This is a genomic window from Clostridium sp. MSJ-8 (assembly GCF_018918325.1).
Taxonomy (GTDB): domain Bacteria; phylum Bacillota; class Clostridia; order Clostridiales; family Clostridiaceae; genus Clostridium.
Window position 1 is genome coordinate 56,001 of sequence record NZ_JAHLQH010000019.1, and the last position, 13,618, is coordinate 69,618.

At 29.7% G+C, this 13,618-nt stretch carries 17 protein-coding genes; 16 read left to right on the forward strand and 1 reads right to left on the reverse strand.

What is annotated here, in order from left to right; translation table 11 throughout:
* The first annotated feature begins 6 nt into the window (after positions 1 to 6).
* The 13 genes from infA to rpsI all read left to right on the forward strand — a co-directional run bounded on the left by infA (position 7) and on the right by rpsI (position 7,809).
* Positions 7 to 225 carry a translation initiation factor IF-1 gene (gene infA, locus KQI77_RS03705; RefSeq protein WP_216388499.1) on the forward strand — a complete coding sequence of 73 codons (219 nt, stop codon included), beginning with the start codon at positions 7 to 9 and terminating at the stop codon, positions 223 to 225.
* 44 nt (positions 226 to 269) lie between these two features.
* On the forward strand, positions 270 to 383 hold the full coding sequence (rpmJ, locus tag KQI77_RS03710; RefSeq protein ID WP_003448032.1) for a 50S ribosomal protein L36: 114 nt from the start codon (positions 270 to 272) through the stop codon (positions 381 to 383).
* Positions 384 to 573: 190 nt separating this feature from the next.
* Positions 574 to 939, forward strand: coding sequence for a 30S ribosomal protein S13 (gene rpsM, locus KQI77_RS03715; RefSeq protein WP_216388501.1), 366 nt, complete (start codon positions 574 to 576; stop codon positions 937 to 939).
* A 15-nt stretch (positions 940 to 954) separates the two neighbouring features.
* Complete coding sequence (gene rpsK, locus KQI77_RS03720; RefSeq protein WP_216388502.1) at positions 955 to 1,350, forward strand: 30S ribosomal protein S11; 396 nt, start codon at positions 955 to 957, stop codon at positions 1,348 to 1,350.
* A gap of 27 nt (positions 1,351 to 1,377) precedes the next feature.
* Positions 1,378 to 1,998: a 30S ribosomal protein S4 gene (gene rpsD / locus KQI77_RS03725; protein ID WP_216388504.1), complete on the forward strand. Its 621-nt coding sequence runs from the start codon at positions 1,378 to 1,380 to the stop codon at positions 1,996 to 1,998.
* A 57-nt stretch (positions 1,999 to 2,055) separates the two neighbouring features.
* Positions 2,056 to 3,003 carry a DNA-directed RNA polymerase subunit alpha gene (locus KQI77_RS03730; RefSeq protein ID WP_216388506.1) on the forward strand — a complete coding sequence of 316 codons (948 nt, stop codon included), beginning with the start codon at positions 2,056 to 2,058 and terminating at the stop codon, positions 3,001 to 3,003.
* 12 nt (positions 3,004 to 3,015) lie between these two features.
* On the forward strand, positions 3,016 to 3,357 hold the full coding sequence (rplQ, locus tag KQI77_RS03735; RefSeq protein WP_216388508.1) for a 50S ribosomal protein L17: 342 nt from the start codon (positions 3,016 to 3,018) through the stop codon (positions 3,355 to 3,357).
* A gap of 178 nt (positions 3,358 to 3,535) precedes the next feature.
* Positions 3,536 to 4,387, forward strand: a complete 852-nt coding sequence (locus KQI77_RS03740; RefSeq protein WP_216388597.1) for an energy-coupling factor transporter ATPase — start codon at positions 3,536 to 3,538, stop codon at positions 4,385 to 4,387.
* On the forward strand, positions 4,372 to 5,226 hold the full coding sequence (locus KQI77_RS03745) for an energy-coupling factor transporter ATPase (RefSeq protein ID WP_216388510.1): 855 nt from the start codon (positions 4,372 to 4,374) through the stop codon (positions 5,224 to 5,226). The genes KQI77_RS03740 and KQI77_RS03745 overlap by 16 nt, the downstream gene beginning before the upstream one ends.
* Before the next feature lie 12 nt (positions 5,227 to 5,238).
* On the forward strand, positions 5,239 to 6,054 hold the full coding sequence (locus tag KQI77_RS03750; protein WP_216388512.1) for an energy-coupling factor transporter transmembrane protein EcfT: 816 nt from the start codon (positions 5,239 to 5,241) through the stop codon (positions 6,052 to 6,054).
* 2 nt (positions 6,055 to 6,056) lie between these two features.
* A complete protein-coding gene (truA, locus tag KQI77_RS03755; RefSeq protein WP_216388514.1) occupies positions 6,057 to 6,791 on the forward strand; it encodes a tRNA pseudouridine(38-40) synthase TruA in 735 nt (244 codons plus the stop codon).
* Positions 6,792 to 6,954: 163 nt separating this feature from the next.
* A complete protein-coding gene (gene rplM / locus KQI77_RS03760) occupies positions 6,955 to 7,389 on the forward strand; it encodes a 50S ribosomal protein L13 (protein WP_216388515.1) in 435 nt (144 codons plus the stop codon).
* Positions 7,390 to 7,416: 27 nt separating this feature from the next.
* Positions 7,417 to 7,809, forward strand: coding sequence for a 30S ribosomal protein S9 (gene rpsI / locus KQI77_RS03765; RefSeq protein WP_216388517.1), 393 nt, complete (start codon positions 7,417 to 7,419; stop codon positions 7,807 to 7,809).
* 124 nt (positions 7,810 to 7,933) lie between these two features.
* Here the strand turns inward: rpsI and KQI77_RS03770 are convergent, their stop codons facing one another.
* Positions 7,934 to 8,815 (reverse strand): YitT family protein, encoded by an 882-nt coding sequence (locus KQI77_RS03770; RefSeq protein ID WP_216388519.1) that lies wholly within the window; start codon positions 8,813 to 8,815, stop codon positions 7,934 to 7,936.
* Positions 8,816 to 9,082: 267 nt separating this feature from the next.
* Here KQI77_RS03770 and KQI77_RS03775 point away from each other — a divergent pair, with 267 nt between their 5' ends.
* The 3 genes from KQI77_RS03775 to KQI77_RS03785 are packed head-to-tail and all read left to right on the forward strand — an operon-like array spanning position 9,083 to position 13,541.
* Entirely contained in the window at positions 9,083 to 10,054 is a 972-nt protein-coding gene (locus KQI77_RS03775; RefSeq protein WP_216388520.1) for a glycosyltransferase family 2 protein, read from the forward strand.
* Positions 10,055 to 10,078: 24 nt separating this feature from the next.
* On the forward strand, positions 10,079 to 12,655 hold the full coding sequence (locus KQI77_RS03780; RefSeq protein ID WP_216388522.1) for a YfhO family protein: 2,577 nt from the start codon (positions 10,079 to 10,081) through the stop codon (positions 12,653 to 12,655).
* A 16-nt stretch (positions 12,656 to 12,671) separates the two neighbouring features.
* Complete coding sequence (locus KQI77_RS03785; protein ID WP_216388523.1) at positions 12,672 to 13,541, forward strand: radical SAM protein; 870 nt, start codon at positions 12,672 to 12,674, stop codon at positions 13,539 to 13,541.
* Positions 13,542 to 13,618 lie beyond the last annotated feature (77 nt).

Consider the following 13,618-nt stretch of genomic DNA (forward strand, 5'->3'; position numbering starts at 1 on the left):
TACCTTATGTCAAAAGATGATGTAATAGAAATGCAAGGTACCGTGTTAGAAGCGTTACCAAATGCCAGGTTCCAAGTTGAACTAGAAAGTGGGCACACAATTCTAGCGCATATATCAGGAAAGTTAAGAATGAACTTCATAAGAATTTTACCTGGAGATAAAGTTACAGTAGAGCTTTCTCCATACGATTTAACAAGAGGTAGAATTACATGGAGAGCTAAATAGTTTTTAGATTTTATCTAAAATCAATATAACAAGGAGGGTTAGCTATGAAAGTAAGACCATCAGTTAAGCCTATTTGCGAAAAGTGCAAGATAATAAGAAGAAAAGGAAGAGTAATGGTAATCTGTGAAAATCCTAAGCACAAGCAAAAACAAGGCTAAAAAATCAAAAAAAATGTAGAAATCTTGAAATTTTATTTGACTTTTTTGCAAAAGTCAAATAAAATTATATAGTCAATGTTTTAATAATTAGGTTTTAGGTGCGGCTGAATGTTATAATAACATGCCTAGAATTTTATTATAAATAATATTACTTTTAAGGCATTTTAATTACCAGGAGGTGTAAATTTTAATGGCAAGAATAGCAGGTGTTGACCTACCAAGAGAAAAAAGAGTTGAAATAGGTCTAACATATATATATGGAATAGGGCTTCCAACTTCACAAAAAATATTAGCTGAATGCGGAATAAACCCTGATACTAGAGTTAAAGACTTAACTGAAGAAGAAGTTAACGATATAAGAACTTACATCAAGAATATTAACGTTGAAGGTGACTTAAGAAGAGAAGTTGCTTTAAACATTAAGAGACTTCAAGAAATTGGATGTTATAGAGGTATTAGACATAGAAGAGGTCTTCCAGTTAGAGGACAAAAAACTAAGACTAATGCTAGAACTAGAAAAGGTCCTAAGAAGACTATAGCTAATAAGAAGAAGTAATAAGGAGGTAAAGTAATGGCAGCTCAAAAAGTTAAGAAGACTAGAAGAAAAAAAGAAAGAAAAAATGTTGAGCATGGTGCAGCACACATCAAATCAACTTTTAATAACTCAATAGTTACTTTAACAGATGCAGCAGGTAATGCTTTATCATGGTCTAGTGCTGGAGCTTTAGGATTCAGAGGATCAAGAAAGAGCACTCCTTATGCTGCACAAATGGCAGCAGAAACTGCAGCTAAAGCAGCTATGGAACATGGATTAAAGAGCATTGAAGTATATGTTAAAGGTCCAGGTTCAGGAAGAGAAGCAGCTATAAGATCATTACAAGCTGCTGGTTTAGAAGTAACTTTAATAAAAGATGTTACTCCAATACCACACAATGGATGTAGACCACCAAAAAGAAGAAGAGTTTAGTACAGTCGTTTAGGAGGTGTAAATTTAATGGCAAGATATACTGGAGCTACATGTAAGTTATGTAGAAGAGAAGGTATGAAATTATTCCTTAAAGGGGATAGATGTTATACAGATAAATGTGCTTTTGCTAGAAGAAGCTATGCACCGGGACAACATGGCGCTAACAAGAAAAAGGTGTCAGGTTACGGATTACAACTTAGAGAAAAGCAAAAAGCTAAGAGAATATATGGCGTATTAGAAAGCCAATTTAGAAAATATTATGAAAAAGCTGAACATATGAAGGGCATCACAGGTGAAAACTTACTTAAGTTATTGGAATTAAGACTTGATAACGTAGTATACAAATTAGGATTTGGTTCATCTAGAAATGAAGCTAGACAATTAGTTACTCATGGTCATTTCTTAGTAAATGGTAAGAAAGTAGATATTCCATCATTTAAAGTTTCTGTTGGTGATGTTATTTCTGTATGTGAAAAGAGCAGAGGTACTGAAAAGTTCAAGACTTTCGCTGAAAATCCAAAGGCTATGCCAAAATGGATAGAAGCAAATATCGAAAATTTCGAAGGTAAAGTTGTAGCTGAACCTGAAAGAGATGATATAGAAGTACCAATTAATGAAACTCTTATCGTCGAATTATACAGCAAATAATAGGTATGCCCTCAGAAGCAAGTTGCCATTTTTTAAAAACAAGGAGGGTTTGTGTGTATGTTAGAAATCGAAAAGCCAGTAATTGAATGCGTTGAATCTAATGAAAATGGTACTTATGGTAAGTATGTTGTTGAACCATTAGAAAGAGGATATGGTATTACTTTAGGTAATGCACTTAGAAGAATATTATTATCATCTTTACCTGGTGCAGCAGTAACTTCTGTTAAGATAGATGGAGTACTTCATGAGTTCTCAACTGTTCAAGGCGTTAAAGAAGATGTTACAGAATTGATTCTTAACATTAAAGCTTTAGCATTAAAGATGGAAGGCGAAGGTCCAAAGACTATCTATATAGATGCTAAAGGTCCTGGAGAAGTTACAGGAGGAGATATAAAGACTGATGGTGATGTGGAAGTTGTAAACAAAGACTTGCATATTGCAACATTAGATGAAGATGGAAGACTTTATATTGAGTTAACTGTTAATAGAGGAAGAGGTTATGTAACTCAAAATAGAAACAAAAGTGACGAATTACCAATATCAGCAATAGCTGTTGATTCGATTTACACACCAGTAAAGAGAGTTAATTTTGTTGTAGAAAATACAAGAGTAGGTCAAATAACAGACTATGACAAACTGACTTTAGAAATATGGACAGATGGAACTATTGAGATAGATGAAGCGATAAGTTTATCAGCAAAGATTCTTATAGAACATTTTAAATTATTTATGTCATTAACTGATAATACTAATGATGTAGAGATTATGATAGAAAAAGAAGAAGATAAAAAAGAGAAAGTCTTAGAAATGACAGTTGAAGAATTAGATTTATCTGTTAGATCATACAACTGTTTAAAGAGAGCTGGAATCAATACTGTTCAAGAACTTGCAACAAGATCTATGGATGATATGATGAAAGTTAGAAATCTAGGAAAGAAATCTTTAGAAGAAGTTGAAAGAAAACTTAAAGAGTTAGGCTTAGGTCTAAAGCTAAACGATGAGTAAGGAGGTAAATCCATGGCAGGTTATCGTAAGTTAGGTCTTCCTACTGACCAAAGAAAGGCTATGCTAAGAAATCTTGTAACAAGTTTCTTAAAGTATGGTAAAATTGAAACAACTGAAACTAGAGCTAAGGAAACAAGAAAGATTGCAGAAAAGATGATTACTCTTGCTAAAAGAGGAGACTTACATGCAAGAAGACAAGTTTTATCTTACGTTCAAGAAGAAGCAGTAGTTAAAAACCTATTTGATAATATAGCTTCACAATACACTGAGAGAAACGGTGGTTATACAAGAATGTATAAAAAAGGCCCTAGAAGAGGGGATGGAGCTGAAGTAGTTATACTTGAATTAGTATAATTGATTGGGGATTAAGTAATACTTAGTCCCTATTTTTTTAATATTTAATATTATGTATATTTTTTATTAATAGCTAGAAAAAGTAATTTTATATATTATAGAGAAGAATAGTAGTTGAGTTATAGTAGTATTCTTTTGTATAATATATAGAAATGAATTGAAAATTAGGAGGATTTATATCTTGGAAACTATTGTGAATTTTAATAAAGTTTCATATGAATATAAAGACAATATGGATAGCTCTAATACTGGAGTAAAAGTATTAAAAGATATTAATTTAAATATAGAAGAAGGCGAATTTTTAGTTGTTTTAGGACATAATGGTTCAGGAAAATCAACTTTAGCTAAACATATTAATGCATTAGCATTACCTACCAGTGGAACTGTGTATGTTAATGGATATAATACATCAGATGATGAACATATATGGGATATACGTAGTAGTGCGGGAATGGTATTTCAGAATCCAGATAATCAATTAGTTGCTACTATAGTTGAAGAAGATGTGGCTTTTGGACCTGAGAATTTAGGAGTACCACCTGAAGAAATTAGAAAGAGAGTGGATGATAGTCTTAAAAAGGTTGGAATGTATGAGTATAGGAGACATGCACCACATTTATTGTCTGGTGGACAAAAGCAGAGAGTTGCTATTGCAGGAATATTAGCAATGGAACCTAAATGCATAGTTTTTGATGAACCTACTGCTATGTTAGATCCACAAGGTAGAAAAAGTGTAATGGAGATAATACACGACATTAATAAAAAACATGGTATTACGGTTGTTTTAATAACTCACTATATGGATGAAGCTGTTCAGGGAGATAGAGTAGTTGTTATTGATGATGGTGAGGTAATTATGAATGGAACTCCTAAGGAAGTTTTTTCTGACGTAAATAAGATGAATAAAGTTGGCTTAGATGTTCCACAAGTAACTCAAATTGCTTATGAATTACAAAAAGAAGGAATAGATATTAGTACAAAAATATTAAATGTAGATGAGATGGTGGATGCATTATGTCAATTAAAGTAGAAAATTTAACTCATATATATATGCCAGGAGGTCCATTTGAAAAAGTGGCATTAGATAACATTAATATAGAAATAAATGATGGTGAATTTGTTGCAATAATAGGCCATACTGGATCAGGTAAGTCAACATTAATTCAGCACTTAAATGGATTACTTAAACCTACTTCTGGAAGTATATACATTGATGAAATGGATATTACAGACAAGGATGTGAACTTGATAGATATAAGAAAGAAAGTAGGGCTTGTGTTTCAATATTCTGAATATCAATTATTTGAAGAAACTATAGAAAAAGATATAGCATATGGACCCAAAAACTTAGGATTTTCAGAAGAAGAAGTGTTAGAACAAGTTAAGAAATCTATGAAGATGGTAGGGCTAGATTACAATACGTATAAGGACGTTTCTCCTTTTGATTTAAGTGGTGGACAAAAAAGGCGTGTTGCTATAGCTGGCGTTATCGCTATGAATCCGAAAGTGTTAATTTTAGATGAACCGACAGCAGGGTTAGATCCTAAAGGACGAGAGGAAATATTAGCTCAAATAAGAGAATTTAATAGTAAATATGGCATGACAGTTATATTAGTAAGCCATAGTATGGAAGATGTAGTAAGGGTAGCTCAAAAGGTAATTGTAATGAATAAAGGTAAAGTTGAGTTATCAGGAGAAATTAAAGATGTTTTTAAAGAAGTTGATAAACTAGAATCTATTGGCTTGGGTGTTCCTCAGGTTACTTATTTAATGAAGAGGCTTAGAGAAGCAGGATATAATATATCTGATGATATATATACAGTTGAACAGGCAAAAAAAGAAATTTTAAGAGTATTTTATGATAAATAGAAAGGAGTTATTATGATAAGTGATATAACAATAGGACAATATTTGCCAGGGTCTTCATTTACTCATAAATTAGATCCAAGAACTAAAATTATTATTTCAATCTTATATGTAATTTCTCTCTTTTGCATAAACAAGTTTTATGGATACATATTTCCAATTATATTTTTATTTGTAGTTATAAAAAATGCTAAAATACCTTTTAAGTTTGTTGTTAGAGGCTTGAAACCAATAATCTTTTTGATAATTATAACAGCACTTTTCAACGTTTTTATGACTAGAGGCACATCAGATACTCTTTTGCTTAAATTTGGAATAGTAAAGATATATTCTGAGGGTGTACGCTTAGCAGTGTTTATGGCTCTAAGATTAATTCTTTTGATTATAGGTACATCGCTTTTAACATATACAACATCTCCAATACAATTAACAGATGGGATAGAAAAACTTTTAAGATTTATTGGTAAGGAATTAGCACATGAATTAGCTATGATGATGACTATTGCACTTAGATTTATTCCAACTTTGATTGAAGAAACAGATAAGATTATGAAAGCACAGAAAGCTAGAGGGGCAGATTTTGAACAAGGAAATATAATTCAGAAGGCCAAGAGTCTTATACCTCTATTGATACCTTTGTTTGTTAGTGCATTTAGAAGAGCTGATGAATTAGCTTTAGCAATGGAATCTAGATGCTATAGAGGTGGAATAGGTAGAACACGAATGAATGAAATAAGATTTAAACAAAAGGATTTTGTTGCATTTATTATAGCAGGTGTATATTTAGCAATAGCTATTTCAGTTAGATTTGTAGATGTGGGATTGATGTAGGTATGAGAAATATAAAATTAACAATTGAATATGATGGCACTAATTATAATGGTTGGCAGAAGCAAAAGAATGGTGTTACTATTCAAGAAGAATTAGAAAAGGCTATAAAAAAAATAACAAATGAAGATGTTGAAGTTATAGGAAGCTCTAGGACGGATTCTGGAGTTCATGCAAGAGGTATGGTATGTAACTTTAAAACTAGTAGTAGAATACCAGCAGAAAGGTTTAGAGAGGCAATAAATACAAAATTACCTGATGATATAGCAGTGCTATTGTCAGAAGAGGTAGATGAATTATTTCATGCTAGATATAATAGTAAAGGAAAAAGATATTCTTACACTATTATTAATAGATTTGAGAAAGTAGCTATAGATAGAAATTTTTCTTATCATGTTAAAGATGAGCTAAATATTGAAAAAATGAAAAAAACATGTGAGTATTTTATTGGTACTCATGATTTCTCAGCATTCAAGTCTACAGGAAGCTCTGTTAAAACATCAATAAGAACAATATATGATATGCATATAGATGTTAGTGGACAAGAAATAAAATTAATTGTTCATGGAAATGGTTTTTTGTATAATATGGTAAGGATTATTGTGGGAACACTTATAGAAGTAGGAAGAGGAAAAATTAGTTGTAAAGAGGTGGAATCAGCTATAGAAAGTGGAGATAGAAAGGTTACAGGACCTTGTGCTCCACCTAATGGACTAGTATTAGAAGAAGTATATTACTAGACAAAAGTTCAAAAAAATAGTTGACACACCCGTAAGCGTGTATTATAATAATTTTGTTTGTTAGAATAGTTTATGTGTATAAGATCCATTAGCCCCGGGTCTTGACATAAAAGCGGATACAAAAATGTAAAGCAAAATAAAGTAAGTTCAGGGAGGGAAATAGATGAAATCATATATTGCGAAAGCACAAGAAGTTGAAAGAAAATGGTACATCGTAGACGCTGCTGGTAAGCCACTAGGAAGAGTTGCTAGCCAAGTTGCATCAATATTAAGAGGTAAGAATAAACCAACATTTACACCAAATGTTGACTGCGGAGATTACGTAATAGTTATTAATGCAGAACAAGTTGTTTTAACTGGTAAGAAGTTAGATCAAAAATTATTAAGAAAGCACAGTCTTTATCCAGGCGGATTAAAAGAAACTCCATACAGAGAAGTATTAGCTAAGAAGCCTGAATTCGCTTTTGAAGAAGCAGTAAGAAGAATGCTTCCAAAGGGTGTTTTAGGAAGACAAATGTTAAAGAAATTAAAAGTATATAGAGGAGCTGAACATGATCATGCAGCTCAAAAACCAGAAGTACTTGAATTAAAGTACTAATACAATCTCGGGAGGAGGAATTTAAAAATGGCAAAAGTTCAATACATGGGAACTGGTAGAAGAAAAAAATCAATAGCAAGAGTAAGACTTGTACCTGGAAATGGTAATGTAATAGTTAATAACAGAGAAATAGAAAACTATTTTGGTTTAGAAACTTTAAGAGTTATAGTTAACCAACCTTTAGTTTTAACTGGAACTAAAGACAAGTTTGACGTATTAGTAAATGTTCACGGTGGTGGATTTACAGGTCAAGCTGGTGCAATAAGACATGGTGTAACTAGAGCTTTAGTTAAAGCTGATGAAGCATTAAAACCAGAATTAAAGAAAGCTGGATTCTTAACAAGAGATCCAAGAATGAAAGAAAGAAAGAAATACGGTCTTAAGAAAGCGAGAAGAGCTCCACAATTCTCAAAGAGATAGTTTTTCGAGTTTATTCAAGAAAGTATATATCCCACAATCAAGCATGGTTGTGGGATTTCTTTTTGTATGAAATTATATTAAATTCTATGTTTTTTTAGCGATAACATACAAGTAAAATACAAAATTAATCTTGGTTATTACTAAGCACATCTGCTACTTCGCTTATAGTAATATATGCGTTAGAATCAAGTCTTTTAACAATATTTTTCATTCTACCTACTTGAAATCTATTTACAACAAAATATATAACTGTTTTTTCTGAATCAGAGAAGTATCCTTTTGCGTCAATTAGAGTTAAACCACAGCCAAAAGTATCGGAAAGAGCCTTGCATATTTTGTCAGGATAAGCGGTTATTATCATTGCTGATTTAGAACGGTCGATACCATCAACAATAAAATCGATAGTTTGTATAGCTGCATAATAAGTAACAATTGAATACAATGGCAATATCCAACTCTTTAGGACTATTCCACAGAATATGTATAGTATTACATTGTAAATCATAACGAAAGTACCAACGCTTAGGCCTAAGGGTTTAGCGAGAATAACTGATAAGACTTCTATTCCATCCATAGCTCCACCATATCTTATAGATAGTCCACTACCTAATCCAGATATTAACCCGCCAAATACAGCACATAATAGAAGATCTGAACCTGCAAGAGGAGAAACCATACTAACATCTATTGGAAGAATATCAGTGATAAGCCAAGCACCTAATGAATAGATAAGTACAGTATATGAAGCGTATATAGTAAATGTAATTCCTTGTTTACGAAGTCCAAATAGGAATAGTGGTGCATTTAATACAATAAGTAGTAAGGGTAGAGAAATGTAAGAAGGCGTAATTTGTGCAATTAACATAGATGTACCTGATATTCCACTATCATATAATTTTACAGGTGTTAGAAACATAGTTATACCAAATGCATTAATCAAACCTGCTATAGTTAGCCAAATAATGTTTTTAAGTTCTAATTTTTTAAGTTCTGATTTAATAGTCATATTTTTAATCTCCTTTCTATATAAATTCCACTATTGTAAAAAATAATCTTTGACAAAAGTATAACATAATACGAATGTCAAAATAAGGGGATATATGTAATGAGAAGATTAAAAGAAAGTTACATAAATAAAATTAGTTTATAAAATAGCAATAATTCTTAAGGGAATTTTAATAAATTCATAAGTGTTTAAAAAGATTATGGTGGTATTATATATATTGAGTAAAAGGATAATAAATAAGTGTGCATAAATTAGGGGTGATGTTTTATGAAAATATCTATTGTTGTTCCTTGTTATAATGAACAAGAAGTGTTAATGCTACATTATGAAGAAATGAAAAAAGTTATGAAGATTATGAAGGATGTTTCATTTGAAATAATATATATAGATGATGGTTCATCAGATAATACTTTAAATATATTAAAGGATCTACATAGAATAGATACTAGATGTAAGTATATTTCTTTTTCTAGGAATTATGGAAAGGAAAGTGCAATGTATGCAGGTCTTGAACATAGTCAAGGAGACTATGTAGCTATAATGGATGCTGATTTACAGGATCCACCAACTTTATTACCTAAGATGTATAAAATATTAGAAGAAGAAGATTATGATTGTGTTGCAACAAGGAGAGCTGATAGAAAAGGAGAAGCAAGAATTCGTTCTTATTTATCAGAAAAATTTTATAAGATTATAAATAAAGTATCTGAAACAGAAATAGTTGATGGTGCTAGGGACTTTAGGTTAATGAATAGAAAAATGGTTAATGCAGTATTGCAAATGAGTGAATATAATAGATTTTCTAAAGGAATATTTAGTTGGGTTGGATTTAAAACTAAGTGGATAGAATTTAATAATGTGGAAAGGGCTGCAGGAGAAACAAAGTGGTCGATGAAGAAGCTTTTATTATATTCTATAGATGGAATCACAGGATTTTCAATAGTACCATTATCAATAGCTTCAATTGTTGGGGGATTATTTTGCGTAATATCATTTATATTAGTTTTGTTAGTAGTATTTAGGACATTATTATTTGGAGATCCTGTTAGTGGTTGGCCTTCCCTTGTATGTATTATATTTTTTGTAACAGGAATACAATTATTTTGCACAGGAATATCAGGTCAATATTTAGCAAAAACTTACTTAGAGGTTAAACATAGACCTATATATATTGAAAGAGAATCTAGTGATGAAGAGGATATGTTGAAGAAATCATTATATAAATATAGAGCAAAATAACAACATTTTAGTAAGGAGTAGTTTATGAAAAATTCAATATGTAAGTACAAATTTGAAATATTAATTACTATAGTTGTTATGGTTACTATAGGAATAGTTATATTAAGGTATGGTGGTTTTGTTTCTTGTGGTGATTATTTAAGTCAACATACTGTTTTCCCAGAATATTTTAGAAATTTATTTTATAAAACAGGAAAGTTAATTCCACATTTTGCTTCAAACATTGGTGCTGGACAAAATATATATTATTTTTCTTATTATGGATTACTTAATCCTCTTATTTTACCTTCTTATTTAATGCCTTTCTTGTCTATGAATAAATACATGGTTATTATGAGTATACTATGTATTTATTTATCTACAATTAGCATTTATAAGTGGCTTAAGAGAAGCTTTAATAGTAGGATTAGTTTATTTGTTTCAATTATGTATTTATTTGCAACCCCTATCATATATCAATCTCATAATCAAATTATGTTTGTTGATTATATGCTTTTCTTGATTTTGGCATTGTTGGGTGTTGATATATATTATTCTAGAAGAAGCTCATGTTTAATGATAGTATCTATATTTTTGATGATAATGACTAGTTTTTACTTTAGTATTGGAGGAATGTTAGTAGTTTGGTTATATTCATTTTACAAGCAAGTAGGTAGAGATAAAAACAAATTTAAGGATATTCTAAAAGAACAAGTATATTTATTGTTAAGAATGCTAGTAAGTGTGCTAATGAGCTTGGTTTTATTAGTACCAACTTTTTTTACTTTAATAGGAAGGCAATCTAATAGCAGTAATTTACTAAGTATTGTGGATTTAATTATTCCGAAAGTATCAAGTTCAAGATTTCTATATTCTCCATATGGATTAGGATTTACATCTATAATAATTATTGCAATATTTGTTGGACTTACGTACAAAAAAATATCTGAAAAAATATTATATTTTGGAACAGTAATTATATTTTTATTTCCTATATTTGGTTATGCGTTAAATGGAGGATTATATATAAGAGATAAAGCTTTTATTCCTTTTCTTCCGTTGATGTTGTTCTTTATTGCACAAATCATGCAAAAATTAGAATGCAAACAGATAAAATTCAATATAATTTTAGTTGCTGTAGTCTGTACATTTATATTTATTATATTTTCAGATTATAAGATGCAATATATAAAATTATTTGCAATTATTGATGTAATTGTTATGTTTATTTGTTTTTTAATATATTATAAGAAAAGAAGAATTTCCATCATTGCATATCCTATAATTATAATGATGATTTTTAGTAATATAATGATTGCTGAAAGTGATTATACTGAAGATAATAGAGAACATTATAATATAGTAAATAATAATAATATAGCTAAAGAATGTGATAGTTTAATGAAAAATAACGAATTAGGTTATAGATTTGAAAAAGATTATTTATATGATGGCAATGGAAATTCAGCAGATATAAATAGAATAGATTCAAAGAATATGTATACTACAAGCTTTTATTCTTCAGCATATAATAAATACTATTATGAATTTAGAAATAAAATATTTTGTGTAGAACAACCATATCGTAATTACTTAATGCAAGGAGTTAGTGAAAATCCTATTTTCTTAAAGCTAATGGGAGTTAAATATACTTTTAGTAATAAGAAGATTAGAGGTAGAGAAGTTAAAGAGGAAATTGATAATAATAAGATATATGATAATGGTAGTGTTTATCCATTAGGATATGTGAGTACAAGTTATATATCAGAAAAAGAATATGATAAATTGGAGTTCCCATATAATCAGTTAGCATTATTGAAATATTCTGTTGTAACAGACGAAGCTGTAAGAAGAAATGTTAAAAGTACAGATGTGACATCTAATATAAATAAAAGTTTAGAAAATATACAGATTAGTATTCCACAAATAGAAAATAAAAATTTATCTGTGAAAAAATTAGATGGAAATAATGGATATGAGATTAATGCAAGAGAAAAAGAAAGAATTTCTGTAAAATTAGATAAGAAAAATAGTAAAAAGCAGTTATTGTTTATAGAGTTTAATATTGAAAATTATAAAAAAAATAATGATGTTAAGGTAATAATTAATGGAACTAAAAATAAGTTGTCAGCAAGAAATAGTGTATATTATAATAGTAATACCAAATTTAGGTTTGTGTGTTATTTAAATAAAGGTGATAAAAAGATAAATGTATCATTTGGAAGTGGTAAATATAGAATATATGATATTAAAGCTTATACTTATGCTAGCAATGAGGTTGAAGTAGGTACATCATTATGTAAGGATTCTTTTATAATTACAGATTATTGGAGCGATGGAGAAAATCTTAAGGGAAAGATTAAAAATAATAATGAAAATGACATATTTATAACATCAATACCTTATGATAAAGGGTTTACTGTATTTGTTGATGGAAAGAAGACAGACATAAAAAAAGTAAATAAAGCATTTTTAGGATTTGATTTAGAAGAGGGAGATCATAATATAATTATTAACTATAATCCACCAGGGTTAAAGTGTGGACAGATAGGCAGTGGAATTGGAGTTATTTGTTTTTTATTTATCATATATACTGAGAGAAAAAGTAATAGAAAAATATAAAAGAGGTATTTAATAAATGCATAAGGTTTTAGCAAAAAATATTCTTTCAAGTAAGAATGGTATGAATATATATAGAGGATGTACACATGGGTGTATATATTGTGATGCAAGGAGTTTATGCTACAATATGCATCATTTATTTGAAGATATAGAAGTGAAGGAGAATGCAGTTATATTATTAGAGGAGGCACTGAGAAGAAAAAAGAAAAAGTGTATGATAGGAACAGGAGCAATGACAGATCCATATATACCGCTAGAACTAGAGCTTAAGAATACTAGAAGATGTATAGAGATTGTTGATAAATATGGATTTGGATTTACTGTTCAGACTAAGTCTAACAGAATACTTAGAGATATTGATTTATTAAAGCATATAAATGACAGATCAAAGTGCGTTGTTCAGATGACCTTGACAACTTATGATGAAGAATTATGTAAGGTTATAGAACCTAATGTGTGTACTACCAAGGAAAGGTTTAAAGTATTAAAACAATTAAAAGATAAAGGAATACCAACAATAGTATGGTTATCTCCTATTCTGCCATTTATTAATGATACAGAAGAAAATATAAATGGAATTCTAGATTATTGTATAGAGGCAGGCGTTAAAGGAATTATATGTTTTGGAATGGGTGTTACTTTAAGAGACGGAAACAGAGAGTACTTTTATAAGAAATTAGATGAAAAATTTCCTGGTATGAAACAAAGATATATAAAGAATTATGGAAATACATATATTCTAAATAGTGCTAATAATGATAAGTTAATGAGTCTTTTTAAGCATAGATGCATAGAAAATGGAATTATGCATGATATAGATGATATATTTAAGTATTTATGGACTTATGAAGAAAGATTTGAACAAGTTAAGTTTGATATATTCTAAAGATTGAAATACATAAATCTATTATTATGAACGTGATAAATAGATAAACTAAAAGTCCCCATAATGATTAGATAAGA

Bases quoted from the DNA above. Each gene is read 5' to 3' on its own strand.
- infA (WP_216388499.1), top strand. From the start codon at position 7: ATGTCAAAAGATGATGTAATAGAAATGCAAGGTACCGTGTTAGAAGCG.
- rpmJ (WP_003448032.1), top strand. From the start codon at position 270: ATGAAAGTAAGACCATCAGTTAAGCCTATTTGCGAAAAGTGCAAGATA.
- rpsM (WP_216388501.1), top strand. From the start codon at position 574: ATGGCAAGAATAGCAGGTGTTGACCTACCAAGAGAAAAAAGAGTTGAA.
- rpsK (WP_216388502.1), top strand. From the start codon at position 955: ATGGCAGCTCAAAAAGTTAAGAAGACTAGAAGAAAAAAAGAAAGAAAA.
- rpsD (WP_216388504.1), top strand. From the start codon at position 1,378: ATGGCAAGATATACTGGAGCTACATGTAAGTTATGTAGAAGAGAAGGT.
- KQI77_RS03730 (WP_216388506.1), top strand. From the start codon at position 2,056: ATGTTAGAAATCGAAAAGCCAGTAATTGAATGCGTTGAATCTAATGAA.
- rplQ (WP_216388508.1), top strand. From the start codon at position 3,016: ATGGCAGGTTATCGTAAGTTAGGTCTTCCTACTGACCAAAGAAAGGCT.
- KQI77_RS03745 (WP_216388510.1), top strand. From the start codon at position 4,372: ATGTCAATTAAAGTAGAAAATTTAACTCATATATATATGCCAGGAGGT.
- KQI77_RS03750 (WP_216388512.1), top strand. From the start codon at position 5,239: ATGATAAGTGATATAACAATAGGACAATATTTGCCAGGGTCTTCATTT.
- truA (WP_216388514.1), top strand. From the start codon at position 6,057: ATGAGAAATATAAAATTAACAATTGAATATGATGGCACTAATTATAAT.
- rplM (WP_216388515.1), top strand. From the start codon at position 6,955: ATGAAATCATATATTGCGAAAGCACAAGAAGTTGAAAGAAAATGGTAC.
- rpsI (WP_216388517.1), top strand. From the start codon at position 7,417: ATGGCAAAAGTTCAATACATGGGAACTGGTAGAAGAAAAAAATCAATA.
- KQI77_RS03770 (WP_216388519.1), bottom strand. From the start codon at position 8,815: ATGACTATTAAATCAGAACTTAAAAAATTAGAACTTAAAAACATTATT.
- KQI77_RS03775 (WP_216388520.1), top strand. From the start codon at position 9,083: ATGAAAATATCTATTGTTGTTCCTTGTTATAATGAACAAGAAGTGTTA.
- KQI77_RS03780 (WP_216388522.1), top strand. From the start codon at position 10,079: ATGAAAAATTCAATATGTAAGTACAAATTTGAAATATTAATTACTATA.
- KQI77_RS03785 (WP_216388523.1), top strand. From the start codon at position 12,672: ATGCATAAGGTTTTAGCAAAAAATATTCTTTCAAGTAAGAATGGTATG.